Source organism: Flavobacterium sp., assembly GCF_031537875.1.
Classification (GTDB): Bacteria; Bacteroidota; Bacteroidia; order Flavobacteriales; family Flavobacteriaceae; genus Flavobacterium.
This window is the reverse complement of sequence record NZ_JAVKNB010000011.1, coordinates 1-17,268: the sequence shown is the minus strand read 5'-3', so window position 1 is coordinate 17,268 and position 17,268 is coordinate 1. Positions and strand designations below refer to the sequence as shown.

General features: G+C 31.4%; 25 protein-coding genes. 7 read left to right on the top strand and 18 right to left on the bottom strand.

The window, feature by feature from the left end:
* Positions 1 to 81: 81 nt before the first annotated feature.
* From accB to pdxA, 5 genes are all read right to left on the bottom strand, one after another.
* The gene (gene accB, locus RMR09_RS07365) at positions 82 to 570 is read right to left on the bottom strand and encodes an acetyl-CoA carboxylase biotin carboxyl carrier protein (RefSeq protein WP_310595157.1); all 489 of its coding nucleotides are present in this window, start codon (positions 568 to 570) and stop codon (positions 82 to 84) included.
* A gap of 23 nt (positions 571 to 593) precedes the next feature.
* Positions 594 to 1,592, bottom strand: coding sequence for a beta-ketoacyl-ACP synthase III (locus tag RMR09_RS07360; protein WP_310595156.1), 999 nt, complete (start codon positions 1,590 to 1,592; stop codon positions 594 to 596).
* A 171-nt stretch (positions 1,593 to 1,763) separates the two neighbouring features.
* On the bottom strand, positions 1,764 to 1,958 hold the full coding sequence (gene rpmF, locus RMR09_RS07355) for a 50S ribosomal protein L32 (protein WP_031455170.1): 195 nt from the start codon (positions 1,956 to 1,958) through the stop codon (positions 1,764 to 1,766).
* Positions 1,959 to 1,967: 9 nt separating this feature from the next.
* Positions 1,968 to 2,510 carry a DUF177 domain-containing protein gene (locus RMR09_RS07350; protein WP_310595155.1) on the bottom strand — a complete coding sequence of 181 codons (543 nt, stop codon included), beginning with the start codon at positions 2,508 to 2,510 and terminating at the stop codon, positions 1,968 to 1,970.
* Between the two features lie 66 nt (positions 2,511 to 2,576).
* Entirely contained in the window at positions 2,577 to 3,641 is a 1,065-nt protein-coding gene (gene pdxA / locus RMR09_RS07345; protein ID WP_310595154.1) for a 4-hydroxythreonine-4-phosphate dehydrogenase PdxA, read from the bottom strand.
* 61 nt (positions 3,642 to 3,702) lie between these two features.
* Here pdxA and RMR09_RS07340 point away from each other — a divergent pair, with 61 nt between their 5' ends.
* Entirely contained in the window at positions 3,703 to 4,290 is a 588-nt protein-coding gene (locus tag RMR09_RS07340; RefSeq protein WP_310595153.1) for a riboflavin synthase, read from the top strand.
* A gap of 16 nt (positions 4,291 to 4,306) precedes the next feature.
* Here the strand turns inward: RMR09_RS07340 and RMR09_RS07335 are convergent, their stop codons facing one another.
* From RMR09_RS07335 to RMR09_RS07300, 8 genes are all read right to left on the bottom strand, one after another.
* Entirely contained in the window at positions 4,307 to 5,077 is a 771-nt protein-coding gene (locus tag RMR09_RS07335) for a hypothetical protein (RefSeq protein ID WP_310595152.1), read from the bottom strand.
* 77 nt (positions 5,078 to 5,154) lie between these two features.
* Positions 5,155 to 5,541, bottom strand: coding sequence for a Dabb family protein (locus RMR09_RS07330; RefSeq protein ID WP_310595151.1), 387 nt, complete (start codon positions 5,539 to 5,541; stop codon positions 5,155 to 5,157).
* A 358-nt stretch (positions 5,542 to 5,899) separates the two neighbouring features.
* Positions 5,900 to 6,820, bottom strand: a complete 921-nt coding sequence (locus RMR09_RS07325) for a hypothetical protein (protein WP_310595150.1) — start codon at positions 6,818 to 6,820, stop codon at positions 5,900 to 5,902.
* Positions 6,821 to 6,848: 28 nt separating this feature from the next.
* Positions 6,849 to 7,223: a hypothetical protein gene (locus tag RMR09_RS07320; protein WP_310595149.1), complete on the bottom strand. Its 375-nt coding sequence runs from the start codon at positions 7,221 to 7,223 to the stop codon at positions 6,849 to 6,851.
* Positions 7,224 to 7,382: 159 nt separating this feature from the next.
* Positions 7,383 to 8,591 (bottom strand): tyrosine-type recombinase/integrase, encoded by a 1,209-nt coding sequence (locus RMR09_RS07315; protein ID WP_310595148.1) that lies wholly within the window; start codon positions 8,589 to 8,591, stop codon positions 7,383 to 7,385.
* A 4-nt stretch (positions 8,592 to 8,595) separates the two neighbouring features.
* Positions 8,596 to 8,805, bottom strand: a complete 210-nt coding sequence (locus RMR09_RS07310; protein WP_310595147.1) for a helix-turn-helix domain-containing protein — start codon at positions 8,803 to 8,805, stop codon at positions 8,596 to 8,598.
* A 34-nt stretch (positions 8,806 to 8,839) separates the two neighbouring features.
* Complete coding sequence (locus tag RMR09_RS07305; RefSeq protein ID WP_310595146.1) at positions 8,840 to 10,294, bottom strand: DNA modification methylase; 1,455 nt, start codon at positions 10,292 to 10,294, stop codon at positions 8,840 to 8,842.
* A 270-nt stretch (positions 10,295 to 10,564) separates the two neighbouring features.
* Positions 10,565 to 11,005, bottom strand: coding sequence for a hypothetical protein (locus RMR09_RS07300; protein ID WP_310595145.1), 441 nt, complete (start codon positions 11,003 to 11,005; stop codon positions 10,565 to 10,567).
* Positions 11,006 to 11,255: 250 nt separating this feature from the next.
* Between RMR09_RS07300 and RMR09_RS07295 the strand changes: the two genes are divergently transcribed.
* The 3 genes from RMR09_RS07295 to RMR09_RS07285 are packed head-to-tail and all read left to right on the top strand — an operon-like array spanning position 11,256 to position 12,902.
* Positions 11,256 to 11,777, top strand: coding sequence for a hypothetical protein (locus tag RMR09_RS07295; protein WP_310595144.1), 522 nt, complete (start codon positions 11,256 to 11,258; stop codon positions 11,775 to 11,777).
* Between the two features lie 13 nt (positions 11,778 to 11,790).
* Complete coding sequence (locus RMR09_RS07290; protein WP_310595143.1) at positions 11,791 to 12,405, top strand: hypothetical protein; 615 nt, start codon at positions 11,791 to 11,793, stop codon at positions 12,403 to 12,405.
* A complete protein-coding gene (locus RMR09_RS07285) occupies positions 12,402 to 12,902 on the top strand; it encodes a hypothetical protein (RefSeq protein WP_310595142.1) in 501 nt (166 codons plus the stop codon). The genes RMR09_RS07290 and RMR09_RS07285 overlap by 4 nt, the downstream gene beginning before the upstream one ends.
* On the opposite strand, the gene RMR09_RS07280 is transcribed toward RMR09_RS07285, so the two are convergent.
* The 4 genes from RMR09_RS07280 to RMR09_RS07265 form a co-directional block, all read right to left on the bottom strand.
* The gene (locus tag RMR09_RS07280) at positions 12,899 to 13,207 is read right to left on the bottom strand and encodes a hypothetical protein (RefSeq protein WP_310595141.1); all 309 of its coding nucleotides are present in this window, start codon (positions 13,205 to 13,207) and stop codon (positions 12,899 to 12,901) included. The two genes, RMR09_RS07285 and RMR09_RS07280, sit on opposite strands and share 4 nt — an antisense overlap.
* Positions 13,208 to 13,209: 2 nt before the next feature.
* Positions 13,210 to 13,812: a recombinase family protein gene (locus RMR09_RS07275; protein ID WP_310595140.1), complete on the bottom strand. Its 603-nt coding sequence runs from the start codon at positions 13,810 to 13,812 to the stop codon at positions 13,210 to 13,212.
* Positions 13,813 to 13,957: 145 nt separating this feature from the next.
* Entirely contained in the window at positions 13,958 to 14,314 is a 357-nt protein-coding gene (locus tag RMR09_RS07270) for a hypothetical protein (RefSeq protein ID WP_310595139.1), read from the bottom strand.
* Positions 14,315 to 14,317: 3 nt separating this feature from the next.
* The gene (locus RMR09_RS07265; RefSeq protein WP_310595138.1) at positions 14,318 to 14,623 is read right to left on the bottom strand and encodes a hypothetical protein; all 306 of its coding nucleotides are present in this window, start codon (positions 14,621 to 14,623) and stop codon (positions 14,318 to 14,320) included.
* 625 nt (positions 14,624 to 15,248) lie between these two features.
* Between RMR09_RS07265 and RMR09_RS07260 the strand changes: the two genes are divergently transcribed.
* The 3 genes from RMR09_RS07260 (at position 15,249) to RMR09_RS07250 (ending at position 16,838) form a co-directional block, all read left to right on the top strand.
* A complete protein-coding gene (locus RMR09_RS07260) occupies positions 15,249 to 15,848 on the top strand; it encodes a hypothetical protein (protein ID WP_310595137.1) in 600 nt (199 codons plus the stop codon).
* A 198-nt stretch (positions 15,849 to 16,046) separates the two neighbouring features.
* The gene (locus RMR09_RS07255; RefSeq protein WP_310595136.1) at positions 16,047 to 16,259 is read left to right on the top strand and encodes a hypothetical protein; all 213 of its coding nucleotides are present in this window, start codon (positions 16,047 to 16,049) and stop codon (positions 16,257 to 16,259) included.
* Between the two features lie 3 nt (positions 16,260 to 16,262).
* Positions 16,263 to 16,838, top strand: a complete 576-nt coding sequence (locus RMR09_RS07250; RefSeq protein WP_310595135.1) for a hypothetical protein — start codon at positions 16,263 to 16,265, stop codon at positions 16,836 to 16,838.
* 165 nt (positions 16,839 to 17,003) lie between these two features.
* Here the strand turns inward: RMR09_RS07250 and RMR09_RS07245 are convergent.
* Positions 17,004 to 17,268: PfkB family carbohydrate kinase (locus tag RMR09_RS07245; protein WP_310595134.1), on the bottom strand; the 265-nt coding region annotated here is incomplete at its 5' end.

Here is a 17,268-nt window from a genome sequence, read left to right as displayed (position 1 = left end):
AGTTTATGTGTTTAAGCGGTTAGAAGAAAGAGGTTAATAAACCCTTAAGCTTCTAAACTACTATACTTTTAAACTATTAAATTATGATGGATCTACCAAGAATAATGGTTGATCAAATTCTACTGGAGACATATCATCCACTAAAATTTTAACGATTTTACCTGAAATTTCAGATTCGATTTCGTTAAATAATTTCATTGCTTCAATCACACAAAGTACATCTCCTTTTCCGATAGTACTTCCTACCTCAACAAAAACTGGTTTGTCTGGAGAAGGTTTTCTATAGAATGTTCCAATAATTGGTGATTTGATTGTAATATATTTAGACTCTTCTGCAACTGGTGCTGCTGGAGCAGCAGGTGCTGCCGCCGCTGGAGCAACTGCTTGAGGAGCCACTGCTTGTTGAAGCATTGGTTGCGCTGGCATTTGCTGAACATAAGTTGTTTCTGTAGCATTACCTTCTAAAGTCGTTCTGATGGTTACTTTTACATCGTCCATCTCCAATTTAACCTCTGCAACTCCTGAGTTTGCAACAAATTTGATTAGGTTTTGAATTTCTTTTAAATCCATAATGATTTGTTTTTAGTTTACATTTATTTTTTGTCGTAGGCCCATTTCAAGTAAATAGAACCCCAGGTAAATCCACCACCAAAAGCAGCAAATATTATCGTATCTCCTTTTTTGAATTGTTTTTCGAAATCATTCAATACTAATGGTAAAGTAGCCGAAGTTGTATTTCCATATCGTTCGATATTCATCAATACTTTTTCTTCTTCTAAATTCATTCGGCTAGCAGTAGCGTCAATGATACGTTTATTAGCTTGGTGTGGCACTAACCAATTTACGTCTGCATTAGTCAAATTATTTCTTTTCAAGATTTGTTCGCTTGCATCAGCCATATTAGTTACAGCATATTTAAAAACGGTTTTTCCATCCTGAATAATATTGTGTCTGTTTTCTTTAACAGTATCAATTGTAGTAGGTATCAATGAACCTCCGGCAGGGATTTTCAAGAAATCACGTCCAACCCCGTCAGAACGCAAATATTCATCTAACAATCCTAAACCTTCATAGTTTGGTTCAAATAAAGCAGCACCAGCGCCATCTCCAAAAATAATACAAGTCGTACGATCTGTATAATCTACAATAGATGACATTTTATCAGCGCCAATAAGTAGTACTTTTTTATATCTTCCTGATTGAATGTAGGCTGCGGCAGTTGACATTCCGAATAAAAAGCTAGAACAAGCGGCTTGTAAATCGTAACCAAATGCGTTAGTTGCGCCAATTTCAGTAGCCACATACGCAGCAGTAGCTGCAACAGGCATATCAGCAGTGGCAGTTGCCACAATCACTAAATCGATCTCCAAAGGATCTAAATTAGCTTTAGCCATTAAATCTTTAGCGGCCATAATAGCAAGGTAAGAAGTCCCTTTGCTATCGTCTTTCAGAATACGTCTTTCTTTAATTCCTGTACGAGCGGTAATCCATTCGTCATTCGTATCGACCAAGGTTTCAAGAATTTCGTTAGTTAAAACAAAATCTGGAACATAGGCTCCAACAGCGGTAATTGCGGCTGTAATTGTACTCATTGTATTCATTTATTGTAATCAAATGCTAGGCATTTGACAAATTTTTAAAAGATTTGAAAATTACAAAAAAATTTCTAAACCAAACCTTTTAACACTCTAATTTGATGAAAATTATAGACAACAAAAAAAACTCTCACATGGTGAGAGTTCTATTTTGTCTACAAAAATGTATTAAGCAACAGCTTCTGATTTATCAATAACCACTTGTCCTCTGTAGTACATTTTACCTTCGTGCCAGTAAGCTCTGTGGTATAAGTGTGCTTCTCCTGTGATAGGACATGTAGCGATTTGAGCTACAGTTGCTTTATAATGTGTTCTTCTCTTATCTCTTCTTGTTTTCGAGATTTTTCTCTTAGGATGTGCCATTTTACTATATTATTTATCCGTTAATAGTTGCTTTAATTTGTCCCAGCGAGGGTCAATATTTTCTTCTTTTTTATTCTCTTTTTTGGTTTCTTTGACTGCTAATTCATTCAATTTTTTTAAGGCTTCTGACTCTAAAGTCCCGTCTTTTACTCCTGGATGAACTCGTCTTAGAGGTACTGAAAGTACAATCATTTCATAAATATACTGAGCAATATCGACTTCAAATTCACCGAAAGGCAAAATCAATAATTCTTCATTGTCATTATTGAATTCTTCGCCAAAACGAACAATCAATTTCATTTTACTCTTGATTGGCAAATCAAAATCTTCTCCTGTTACATCACAGGGTACATGTACTATTCCTTCATGCTTGAAACTGATTTCCAGCATATTGGACTTTTTCTCTAAAACTACATTTACTTTGATATCCGAATTTTGAAATTCGTCATAATCAAAGATGTCAAAGAACACATTGTCTATTTGATATTCAAAATGATGTTTCCCTAGCTTTAATCCTACAAACGGAATTAAATATTCTTTAGTCTTCTTCATTTCAACAACATTTTACCCTCAACTACGGGAGCGCAAAGATATAAAATTATTATAAATCCAATACCCTTATTCTCCTTTTTTTGAAAACTCTTGTTTTTCTCTTATTTTCAAAGGATTTTGACTGATTTCTTGGTATTGATTTCTCGAATGAAAAATATCAATAGCCAAATAAACCGCCTCTTTGAACGAATTGTAATCTGCAATTCCTTTTCCTGCAATATCATAAGCAGTTCCATGATCTGGAGAAGTTCTAACTCTGTTCAATCCGGCTGTATAATTTACTCCATTCCCAAAAGACAAAGTCTTAAACGGAATCAATCCTTGATCGTGATAGGTAGCAATAACCGCATCATATTTCTCATATTGGTTACTTCCAAAAAACCCATCAGCTGGGAAAGGTCCAAAAACCAAAGTCCCTTTTTCAAAAATCTTTTTCAACGTTGGTTTTAAAATCAGGTCATCTTCGTTACCAATAACTCCTCCATCACCACAATGTGGATTAACCCCCAAAACCGCAATTCTTGGTTTGTTGATGCTGAAATCCTGAATCAACGATTGTTTTATTGTTTCTATTTTTTTAGTAATCAAAGCCTCAGTTAAATGAGAAGCGACCTCACTCACCGGAATATGATCCGTCAATAAACCTACACGCAAATTGTCTTGCACCATAAACATCAAGGCATCGCCTTCTAATTCTTGTGCTAAATAGTCCGTATGTCCTGGAAATTTAAACGTATCCGATTGTATGTTGTATTTGTTGATTGGTGCAGTGACCAACACATCTACTTTTCCTTCTTTAAGTGCTTGCGTTGCAGTCACAAATGATTTGATAGCATATTCGCCAACCGTCTCGTCATTGGTTCCCAAATTCAAATCAAAACCTTCTCGCCAAACGTTCAATACATTCACTTTTCCCAAAACTAATTGGTCTAAACGATCGATTCCGTGAAGATTAATCTCTGAATTCAGATTGCGTTTAATGAACGAAAGTTGTTTTACATTAGCAAAAATAACGGGCGTACACATTTCTAACATTCTCGAATCTTCGAATGTTTTTAGCACCACTTCGCTTCCAATACCGTTTAAATCTCCAATCGAAATTCCAACAATTATATTTTCTGCTTTTTTCATACTGCCTTGAGCTTATTTATTACTAATTTTGAAGTGCAAATTTAGTAAAATAAAACAAGAAATGTTTACAGGGATTATAGAAACACTCGGAAGAGTTCAAGAAATACAAAAAGATCAAGACAATGTTCATGTTACGGTGGCATCAAGCATCACTGGCGAATTAAAAATCGACCAAAGTGTGGCGCACAATGGAGTATGTTTGACCGTAGTGGCCATTAAAGACAATACATATACCGTTACTGCCATTGCCGAAACGATTAACAAAACTAATTTATCCCACTGGAAAGTAGGCGACACTGTCAATTTAGAACGCGCTATGAAACTAGGCGATCGCTTGGACGGCCATATCGTTCAAGGACATGTGGATCAAACTGGAACTTGTATTGCTATGGAAGAAGCTGGTGGAAGTTGGCATTACACGTTTGAGTACGACTCAGTGGCTAACAATATTACTATCGAAAAAGGTTCTATTACGGTAAACGGAGTCAGTTTAACAGTAGTCAATTCCAAGCAAAATCAATTTAGCGTAGCGATTATTCCGTACACCTACGAACATACTAATTTCAATGCGTTTCAAATTGGTACTGTTATTAACTTAGAGTTTGATGTGATTGGTAAATACGTAAGTCGATTGTACGGGAATCGATAGGGCGAAATAAGACATATTACAATTTTATATATCCCCAATTAATGATTTGATTAGAGCCGCTATTATTTCTAATACCAAATTTGAATTGGTTACTTGTATTAGGACCATAACCATTTGGTGAGTTAAGAATCGTATTATTTGTTCCTATAATTTGATCTGGCATAGCGGTTAAAACTAAAGCATTACCTGTAGCATAATACCATCCATACTGACTCCCAATTACCGGCACATTCGTATTGGCTGTAGTTACAGTTGCATTCCATGTTACAATACCATTGGGAACATTCCCATTAACCCACATAGAATAGACTCCTCCAGAAGTAACTGAAAAGCTTACAACATTGTCCCCTGGAACCAAAGTCCAACTTCCTGTAACTCGCGTTACTACATTAGACAACTGACTTCCGTCACCAATGAAGGAAGATGCGGTTACCGAACCTCCAGTAGTTTGATTACCCGTAATCGAAACATTCCCTGCAGAGTAACTAATATCGTTTCCTGATCTAGCCCAATCAGAATTTATTCTAGTCCAATTGGGGGTTCCTGAACTCCCTGAATTGACATAAAACCCTATTATCCCATCTGTTTGATACACCAATAGGCCATTGGCGGGATTGGCAATTGCGTCCCTTTGTGCGCTAGTCATTCTAGGAATTAAAATTCCTTTGTTGGCTGAAGCTACTTCTAACTTTGCTGAAGAATCAGGTGTAGTAGTCCCTATACCTGTTTGGGCTGTAACAGTTATACTCAGGCAACAAAAAAGGAATACAATCTTTATAAGCTTCATTTGAAAATTATAATTTGGGAATACGTTTCAAATTTATTACTTTTTTTTTAAATTGTAATAGTATTAAAAATTACTACTTACACCTCCACCATATCATACACTACAACCTTTTGCCATAGATGCGCGTAGTTTTTCACAAAAGCTTGATGAATGGGATGGTCTTGGTAGATTTTTTGATCTACTTCATTATCAAAATACAATAATTCAGAAACTTGCCAAGACGTATCTACCACCTCGCGTGGCTCCGTAGAGGCCAACAATCCTATATGGATTTGACGCACTACGGGAATGGCTTCCAAGGTTTTTAATCCAGAAAGCAATTCTTGTTTATCCGCTTCAGAGCTAGGGTTTTTCAACCAAAAAAACACATGGTGTAACAATTGTTTTTTCTTGGGACGCATCCCAAAACTAAACCCTGTAAATCCCAATAAGGCGGATGCCGTTATAAATCTTCTTCGTTTCATACTATTTGATTTAAAAAGTAAATATCGAGAAATAAATTTAATAATTAAGAATAGTCACAAATAGTTTAAAGCCAGGAGACTTTGTTTAGCTAGGATTTTAATCCGTTGGGGAAACCCATAAAAAAAGCCTCTCAATTACTTGAAAGGCTTGTTTTTGTGGTCCCACCTGGGCTCGAACCAAGGACCACCTGATTATGAGTGTTTCAAACAATTTTCCATAAACCCCCGTATTCATTGACTTGCAACAAGTTGTAATTTTAATAAATTACACTATTTATCATTTTTTTACCTCTTTTATCAAGAAATCTTGCTCGAAATCTTGCTTGTAATTAAACCCATTCTTTACGGCTTTATTGAATTAGTATAAACTCATTACTAGTTCTTCTTGATTCAATTTGTTTTTATTACATATTGATATTATTTCATTCTCAGTACTTTCAATAATCATTTCTTCATTTTCATTCTCAGGGACAGATTTCTCTTTAAATGTTTTTTCCAAACTTCTATTTAAAAAATACTTATCAAGTCTTTTCTCACTATTTGCCAATACTTTATGAATCAATAAATAGGCGTCACAATTTAATCCAAAAAAAACTGAATCTTGACTAAATATTCTTTTACTAATTCCATTACCCCATATTGATAATCCACATTCAAGCTTTATTCCGGAATTTTTATCCATTAAAAGTTTATCTAGTATTTGCTCACTTAGAGTATAGTTATACCATTCAAATTTGAATTTGGGTATCAATCTTCTTCTTTGATAATTTTTTATTTCTGTTGTAAAAATACTGTCAATTAATTTTGTCTCATTCCCGGACGTAATTAACTCATTTATGTAGAAATTACGTTTCGTAAATAAGTAAAACATAATTAATTCCTCATCGAATCTGTTACCCAATTTATCATTAATCCATTTTGTGCAAATTTCAATCGTAGGATTTTCCATTTGCATTAAAAAAGGAATATGGATTAGTTTAACTATTAAATTATCTAAGGCCAACAAATTATCAATTTGTTCCTGTATGGTTTTGTATATTTTCTCTTGTCTATCTTTCTCAAGTTGCTCTTCTACAGTTAAACATATTTCACCATTTTTAAATTGTTTTTTTTGATAGGTCCCATTTCTTTCATACGAAATAAATTCACCATCAATAACTCCATTAGTTTTAACAAATTGCTCTTTAATAAAACCTTTACCATTGTCATAATAAATTTTATTAAGACCATTATCGGTAATAATATTTTTGTTTTTTCTAAATAAATCAAATACTCCCATTAAGTAAATTATATGAATTGATTATTTACTAAATTTCTTTGTACATATAAAAATACGGAATAGGTTCGTCGTCTAATCTATTAGTTACTTTGTTTTTCTTTCCATTTTCATTTTCTATTATTTTCCACAGATTCCCTTTATTTGATAAAAACTCCTTTACACCTATTTTACTTGAGTCTGCGTTGATATAATAGTTTGAAGAACCGATTTGAATTAATATCAACTTTTGATTATTGTTCATAATCTTCAAATCTCCTATTGTTTGGTTAGTAGATATTATACTCCACCATTTCAAAATATCATACAAATCTTCTTTACTCTTAAGAGTATTTACTTTTTGCATAGGCTTTATATGGTTGCCATCAATAGTTAAATATTGATTTTTAATTTCTTCCGCATTCATAATTATTCATAGTTAAATTATTGAAAACAATAAAAGTATAACGATTTTGATTCTTCAATATTGCTTAGTTAAATCGTCCCTCCATCAAATTTAATAAAACTATTAAGGTTTCCTAAATTAATATCATTTATTGCTTGAATTCAGTCCAAAAAAAACACCTTATAAAAGGTGTTTATTTACATTAAAAACAGTCTCCCTATCAAGACTTGCGATATAATGTTCCGTCACAATTGAATTTGAATGTCCTAACATTTCTCCTATCTTGTCTTTTGACACTCCCGCTCTATTAAGAGTTGTCGCATAGGAATCTCTTGCACTTTTAGTTCTTAACGGAACAGACAAATTCAATTTTTGTGTTATCAATTCTAATTGAGAGTTAATTATAGCCTTCCACTTATGACTCTTGTTATCAAACATATTATCTGTATAACCTTCTTTCAATTTACCGAGAATAAAAACACTATCCTTAACTCCAATTTTATCAATTAACAACTTCAAGTCTTTGGTGATAGGAACCATTATTTTTTTTCTATTACTTTTTCGTGTTGTTTCTGTTTTTTTTCTATAAAACTCTATACACTCGCCTCTAATATCTAACCATCTCATTCGAAGTAAATCGGCAAAATTAATTCCGTTACAACGATACAACATTAACCAAATATCTCTTGCATATTCTTGTTGTGGAGAATCAAATTCAGTCATATTGATTATTTGTTTAATCTCTTCGTTTGTCAATACTAATTTACTCGGGAATAAGTTTTGAATACTATATCCACCTTTCCCAAATGGATATTGATAATATGTGGGTAATATTTTCTCTTCATTGGTAAAATAATTTACAATCCTCCTTAGATTACGTAAATTAGATTCAATGGTACTTTGACTAATTCCCGCTTGAGTTCTATCTTTTATAAAATTATTTATAAACGAAAGGTTAACATCTAATATATTTACATTTGGACTATAATTTTCAAATACAAGTTTTGTGTATTTGTAATGCTTAATACTTGATAGTTTCAAACTTTTATAGTTATCAATAAATCTATCAAAGAGGTCTCTTAACAGATAAGAATTTGTATTGGTTCCTTCAACCTGAAAAAATTGTTCTCTGTATTTTTGTTTATTAAATGGATTAATCTCCGTAAACAACTTCTCACTCTTTGCTAAACTTTCATTACAACTTTTTCTAAACTCTCTACAACTTACATCCATAGATTTTTTTACAAAAATATGATTGTATTGTTCTTTTGTCATTTTAGATAATTGTAAGTATATCTGCTCTTTACCATTTAAAACTCTAATCGAAAGATTGTACTTCCCATTTTTCATTTTTAGCCGAGTATCCAAAACTAATGTGAATGTTGCCATATCCCTAAGCTGCTTTTAATGTTGGCATTTCAAAATTAGAATCGCAACCATTACTCATCCATCTATCAATTTCTTCTTTATCAAACAATACTCTCTTTCTCATTTTAATGATAGGTATTGAGCCGTTTGTAGTTCTTTTATAGATATTAGAGGTGGATATTTTTAAGTACTCTGAAAGTTGTTTTACGTTAAGGTATCTATTTTCTGTATTCATGATTTTAATTTTTTAATTCAATAATAATTTTGTACTATGCTACTTGACCTAATTCATATTCAGATAATCTAATCTCTGAAGCCAACATATATTCAGGTGAAGGTTCGTAACCGATATATTCTCTTCCTTGACCCAACTCCATTACAGCCTGGCCTGTCATTGCGGTGCCGTTGAAATTATCAAGAATTTTGTCATAAGGTTTTGAGGTTAGTTTCAGACAAATCATAGGAACATCTAAAGGGAAAGTGGCTTGGTGGTCTAAAATCACTCCACGATCTTCACACTTTTTCTTCAATTCTCTTGTTGAAGAAACTCCGGTTTTTAATACACCACCAAAGAAATCTAAAGATGAAGTTAGTTTTGGACAAACCTGAGTTGTACCAATTGAAAACGAGTTATTTATATCCTCACAATCTTTCAACCATTCTTCGTTGTAATAGAAATCTTTAGATTTTACAAAATGAAAAATTGGTTCATGTCTTCTAATGCTTCTTTTTCCTCCTGTTGGTCTAGGGTTCTGTTTTAACCATTGGAATTCGTCATTTAGAATAAACCCTATTGATTTCATCATTAAAACAAATCTTTGTGGAACTAATTGATACTCTCCTTCTTTACAACAGTCGTTGATATTCACCCAAACACTTCCATCATGTTTTAGAACTCTATACACTTCTAAATAATGTTTTTTTAGATTATTTATGTATTCATCAACTGTAGATTCTTGGCCTAATTGATTAGAATCCAATTGGTACATTTTCATGTCCCAATAAGGGGGTGAAGAACAGGCAACGTTTATAGTCCCGTCTTCTAATTCACTTAAAACCTCTGAAGATTTATTGTAAATTGTTGAGGTAGCTGTTACATAATCCCCACCAAATAACTCTTGGTTGCAGTTACTCTTCACTTTAAGGTGGTTTGCTTTTGTGTAAGCTTTATTTAAAGTAATAACTCCTTTGTCAATATTTGAAAATACCTTATCTAATTCTTTGCTAGAGTTCCCATATAACCCCTCATAAGTAGTAGCAATAGAGTTTAATTTATTGCGAGTGTCTTTGGACATTGAAGATAGAATTATATCTCGCTCTTCTTTTAGTTTTTGTAATTCAGGATTAAGATCGGTTCGGTGCCCTTTTCTAATTCCAAATAAAGTTTTATACAATTTCATCTCATTGTATTTTTCCATTGTAGTTTTCTCTCTGTGAAGATTAGAAGACAATGAAACTAATTGTAAATCATCTTGAATATCTACAAAGTAAACAGGAATAAGTGGTATACCTAATTCAATACAAATGGTGTGTCTTAAATTACCCGATACAATTACCATATTCTTTGAATTTACAATGAGTGGGGTAATGATACCCATCTCTTTAATGTTTTCTTTAATAGCTTGGTAATTCTCAGGTAAGTTATAAACTTTACCTAATTCTTCATTTCTGAAGATGCTCTCTGGTTTTACGTACTCTACGTAAGATTGTGTGTTTGTGTTCATAATAAATGGGTTTTAGAATGAACCTTTACGACTGGTTGAAACGGGTTGTTGTTGAGTTTGTCCTCTCAATAGGGTTTTTAAGACGGTTTATCGTCTTTGCCGACAAATACAATTCTCAAGTAGAGAATTAAAGAACTTTTCATTAAGACTTTCAAATTAGGTCTCTTTGACAGCGCAAATGTATAACTTTATTTTTAATTTATAGCACAAAATTAGCTATAATTTAATAATAAAATTATAAAAAGTTGATTATTAGGTAATTAGATTCTTTTATTCTATAAAATAAATTCCCCCATCGTCTTTTTTAAGTTCAATAGGTGAAGTTTTTCTTAAATAAGACTGAATAATTGATGGTGCCTCATATAGAAGATTAGGATCTTTAAGGCCTTTCGGATATTTTTTTAATGCACCAATATGGACATTAATATAAGGTGGGGATTTAGGTTTGCCCTTAAATAGATAAGGCCATTTTACTTTAGCCTTTATATATGACTTGTCTGGATTTTTTGGATTTGCAATAGAAAGAGTATATATCGGATCTATTCTATATTTTATTTCTTCCAACTTTTTAGTCAAGTATAAAAAATCTTCAATTGATTTCCTACTCTCTTCATTGGTCAACAATCTTTCAATATCATTTTCCAACAGTCCTACTAATGTTGATGAAAACATTGAAGAAAACTCTGTTACATATTTACTATAATCGACCATTTGGATAATTTATATTTTCTGCAATATAAGAAAATTGTACATTTTAAAAAACAGTAGTATTTATAGTGTCATGACTTTTTCAGATAACTGAGAATGTGATTAACCCTATTATCACATCACAATCCATAGTTTATAGGTTCCAAACTAAACCCTTTTTGCCAGGATTTGATGAGGGTAAATTTAAACAAACACTTATAAACAGCCTTAAACACTAAAATAGGATTATCCCACAAGTAAAACAATCAACTAAATGAACAAAAAGAACACCGCGAGAATTAAAGTATTATTAGAAAAACTAAAAAAAACCGAAACAAATAAACCTTTCACAATTGTAGTATTAGAGTATGACTCTGATGAATTCTTTGATAAAAATTATTCCATATCTAAATGGTTCCAAAAGTTTTCTAACTCCAAAAGTGCCACAAGCAGATTAACTAACCGGGAGTGGTTCAAAAATATTGACGGGGGATTCTACAAATATGAAGTGACTACAGATACCACTAAAATCATAATGGCATTCACAAGTATTAAGCCCATTCTTGAATTAGACCTTACCGTAAGAATAAATAAGATTGGTCCTAAACCCAAAGAGCTAACTATTGGTATTCAGGATTGGGAACTTTATAATCAGTATTTCACCACGCTATTTGATGTTAGAACAGGTACAGAAACATTCGGAACATTAAAAACTATGGATTATTACCAAGTAGAAATAATGCAAGAACTTATTGAACCTGACAACCAACTTTTCAATGAACCGGCATATTTATAGTTAAACAAATAAGATGATAGATTTAGCAGATTTTTATGGATTTCCCGCAAGACTAAATAAAGAAAAAGGTACAGTTGATATTCAAAGTAATTGCGAATTTCCAAATCAAAGTAAAGAATGTAATGAATTGTTGAAATCCATTGAACGATTATATATTGATGCGGCGCAACTCAAATACCCATTAAACATAAAGTACTGGAAAGCCGTGTTTGAACCAACACAAGAAAATATCAAAAAATATTATTCTCCCGAGGGGATTAAAGTATATGTTCAAGAACTGAAAAACAGATTGATTGGCAAAACTACTTTCTTAAAACCGGAAATACATTACGGAAAGGATAAAGGGTTACCCTACCTTATTCTTCATTTTTATCAAGTGAATTATGATGAGAAATTAAATATTCACGACTCCTATGATTTTGTAAATAAGTGTAACATAGATTACAAAGACTTAAAGCATTTAACTCCGGATAGAAAACTTAATCTCATACAAAATGGGGTTAATGTCAATTGGGTTCGCAACATTCCTTTATTCCCCGCTGAACAAATCAAGTTTGATAACCAAGATACTATCATGGATTTCAAGTTTCAAGAATTAAACAAATCAAATTTTAATGACGAAATATGACAAGCCCTATAAGACAAATCATTAAAAATAAACTTGACGAATTCAAAGAAATAAAAGTTAGGGAGAAAAAAAAGATATGGTATACTATTGAAATCACATTTGATTCCATAGAGTTCAACAAATACTTCTCGTCAGTGGATTCTTTTTGGAGATTGCTTACTACTAACTTTTTTGGTCCGGATGAGTATAAAAAGTCAAATCATTCATGGTTTAACTCCCTTGAACCTGAAGGGTTTTTCTTTTTCACAGAAACCTTCAAATTAGTGCAGTTCCGCATCTATCTTGAAACAAAGACTAAGATAGACTTTGAGGAGTTCGGAAAAAGAGTTGAGGAAATATCCCCATTTATTGAACTATCGTACTCCTTCAAAGATGAGTTTGAATTCAACAAAATGTTTGCTAACGATATTTTTGCTATTCAAAAGTCAGAAATACAATATATCGGGAATGCTGTTACTTCAAATGAATATGATGAAACTGAAGACCTCCCGTTTTAATTTACAACTACATCTATCTTTTTAACTTCTTTATAGTTATCTAAATCAACACACTTTAGAATCATATTGATATTGGATAACAAACTCACTTCAATAATCTTCAATTTGTTTAATGGAACGGGGTGTTTTACAAGTACCGAAACTTGTTCAACACCCTCTATCCAATAACTATAGTGGGTACGGTTCAATATAAACTTCATAGGATTTAATCTTATTGAAATACCGGAACCTAATTCTTGTTTAGTTGCCCGAGTCAATAATCTGTTCACAAGTTTATAGGTGTAGTAAAGTTGAAGATTTGCCATATCTATAGTTTTAATCTTTTAATTTTAGTTACCGTATTATAATGTAATCCAACAATCTTGGCAACCTCAACATTCTTATACCCTTTTTTGATATATTCAAGTGCTTTTAAGTTTTTAGGTTTTGATAAAAATTTATAGATATCCTCTGAACTCCCTTTTTTTCTTCCAGTATAAACATCTCCTTTAAGTTTCGCAACCATAATCCCTTCCATTTGCCTTTCTCGAGATATGTTTCTCTCCATTTCCGCTAGAGTACCGAGAATGGAAATTATCATCTTAGTAATATTATTCTCTGTTCCATCGGTTTGAATTGTACTTAAACCTTGGGATATAAAATGAATACATATTTTCTTTTCCGTTAGAAATTTGATATTAGAGAGAATATCCAATAAACATCTCCCAAGTCTATCGATTTGCCAAACATATAATTCAGTTAAAACTCCTTTTTCTATTAATCTGAGTAATTGTTTCCCTCCTTCCCTCTCAAACAAATTTATTGTCCCGCTACATTTATCCTCAACTACAAGTTCAAAATCTTTTTCATTAACTCTTTGTCTATCCGTTTTTTGTTCAAGTGTACTAATACGAACATAAAGTACTTTCATATTTCACAATTTTAGGTTGGGGCTAATTACACGCTAAAATTGTGAATATGCGCTACTTAAAGTGCTAAATAATTGCTAAATTGAGTAAGTTGGAAACTCACAATAAAAGGTATACCCTAAAAAAGTTAAAATAAAAACTTATCAATTATGCCTCTTTTTCTAATTCTTCAAAAAAAGTATTTTCCTCAATCCATTCACTTAATTCATCCTCATCGTCACAGTTTATTATTCCTTCTTCAAAGTCATATTCACTAATTGTATTTCCAATTAAATCAATTAAAAAGGATGCATTGTTATCACCATAACGTGTAAAAGAAATAATTTCACCATAACTATTAGTATTTAACCATAGATAGTGTTTACCATTTGTTAAATAAAAGTATTTTTTCTCAATTGCAGTATTGACATCGATGGGATTCTCTTGTATTCCAATTTTCCAATTAGTTATTTCAATAACCTCTTTAATGCTGACTCCTCCGAAATGTCTATAATATGTACTCATAATTTATGCTGCTTTTTTCAATTCATCTCTATAAATCAACATACTCTCTAAATACTCATCAATATTAAGTTTGATGAAACATAAAAAACATTTTTCTTGAATTAAAAACTCTAGAAAATTTAGATTAAATAATTCATACTTATATTCGCTACATTCTGCTAGTATTTCAAAATTAAAATGGTCATAAATAAATTCATATAATTCTTCATCTATTTCAATTGATTTAAGCATTTTAACTGTTTGGATATAGATAAAAAAATCCTTTAAATAAAATTGTTCTTGTTTTCTTGTAAATTTTTGTTTTTTCATTTTTGTGTTCATTTTGTGATTATTTAATGTTGTTTTAAAATTCTAATAGAAATAAATTATAAAGTCAAATCCGGATTAAAACTTTAAAATTATTTCTGTATTTTTTGAATGGGTGGCCACCTGAATTCGGATACAAAACTAGAGCCGATATTTTGATTACGCGCTATCCTATGTAAAGATTTTATGCAATTCAGACTCATCCTATATAACTGATAACTAAATACTTAAGTTGTTAAAATAAACCTTTTCAGACATCTGAAGAGGTAAGGAATTATATAATCATTAATAGATATAAAAGTCTCAAATAAATACGATCTCCTCCCATACGGGGGTACCCCCTCCCTTGCGGGTATCCGACCTCTTTATTATGACCCATGGATGTTTTATAAGGTTCAATTCCCTTTAAAACCCAAAATAAATTTTTGCCAATTTTTTCAATAAAAATCAACTTTCAAAGTTGACTTTCTTAACCACTTTGCTTATTAATTAAAAAGGAACAAATACTACGAGGGTTATAGTTTAAGAGGTTAGATAAAAATTCACTTCTTGGTCTCTTTTACTTATAATGATATCCCTAGAATGATGTTGATCCGATTAAACTTAAATAAATTAAGATAGATTACTTATGCAACAAATTAAACAATGGTATACTAAAAAAGAGATATTAGAATTATACCCAATCTCTAACTCTACCTATAAGACAAGAATTAAAAATATTGATCCTCTGAGGACAATGTTCATTCCGTCAGGAACTGGGTCACCGACAAGATTGATTCATATTTCTGAACTAGACAACTTGTTCAGAAAACGGAGAAAGTTAAGTAAAAGAGACTTCCGTCAAACTATTAAATGGGTGAGGAATTATCAATGGAACTACATTGGAAATATCGTTCCTGTAACTTCTTCCGTTGAAGATTTGAAGAACAAGATGAGATTCTTATTTGAAGCTCTAAAAACATTACAAATAGAAGACAATCATCTTACTCTATTCTATAGCGTTGAAAAAAATCCCAATGACAATTATTATCACACACATTTTTTAATCAATTGTGAAAAAGATATGATTGACCAAATAGAGATTATTAAAAAACTTGAGCTAATCTGTGAACCCAATACAAACAAATACTCAAGAATTTATCTTGAACCTTACGATAATTTCTTTGGAAAGAGTGGGACATTTTATTCCTCAAAACAACCTTTTTACTTCTATGAACTTTTAGGATAATATATCACCTTTTCAGATATCTAAAAAGGTGTGTTTTAACAACTTAAGTATTTAGTTATCAGTTATCTAGAACGAGCCAGAATTGCATAAAATGTTTAAATAGGATAGCGCGTAATCAAAATATCGGATCTAGTTTTGTATCCGAATTCGAGTAGCTACAAATTCAAAAATAAATTATTAAATAAAATTAATTAACAAATGACAATCTATCAAAAACAAGAAAATGAAAAATATTTAAATAATGTTTTAGAAATGGGTAAATTTTGGATATGGCCAGGTGCAAATGCATCTTACACAATTGAAAACGGTTTATTTATTGCTAATACGGAAAGAGAGTTCTTTCGATTAAAAGAAATTACTACAAAAGAATATCATAACAAAATCCAGTTAAGAAATAACACAAATAATTAAATAATGGAAAACGAAATTTTAAAAAAAAATATCCTCACAAAGCAAGACTTTGTGGGGATGTTATTAGACGAATTAAGTAATTCAGTTTACTTTGAGGACAAAGCAGACGAGGACATAAAATTAATCAGAGAAAAATCAAACTTTGATCTAATTCAAAAGTATTGTACTCGGGATATTAAAACAATAATAAATCAAATGAAAGACTTTGAAAATTTTGAATTGAATGAATTTGAATATTGGTTTGGGTTAAAAGTTAAAGAATACATAAATGAAATTATAAAACAAAAAAAGGATAACATGAAAAGCATAGATGAAATATGGAAAGAATTAATAAATCATCCTGAATATATGACAGGAAGTATATGGACAATAGAATCCGTAGCACAAGTAATTGAAACTGACATTGAGGATGACGAGGATTTTGATTTACTTGGAATGAGCATCAAAGATTACACAAAGGAAATTGTTACTAAAAACAAAACCAAGTTTATTGACATTATTGATGATTTTGAAGCCTACTGTTATAAACATGATAGTTGGAGTTCAAAATTAGATTATTATGGTATTGAATTAAAATAAAAGATGGAGGGCAAATACCCTCCATCTTTTATTTTTTTTACTATCTACAGACTGAATTAATTATCATTAGAACTTTAATTTTTTAAGCATCTAACTGACATCCCAAAACTTTTTTCAGTATGAAAAAAAAGCCTCAAGGTAAATCTTGAGGCTTTTGAATTACTATTAAATTAATTGAATATTTTTAAACTCTTTCAACATCATAAATTTTTTGATTTCTTTTTCGGAAATTTCAGGATTTGCTCCTTCTTTTGATGCTACCAATGCCCCCATTGCGCAAGCAAAATTTAATGATTTTTGAGGTGAATCTCCTCGCAAAAGTTTAGTTACTAATGAAGCTAAAAACGAATCTCCTGCCCCTACTGTGTCAGCTACTTTTATAAAATATCCACTGTTATAATAAAATTTGTCATTGTAAAACAAAACAGCC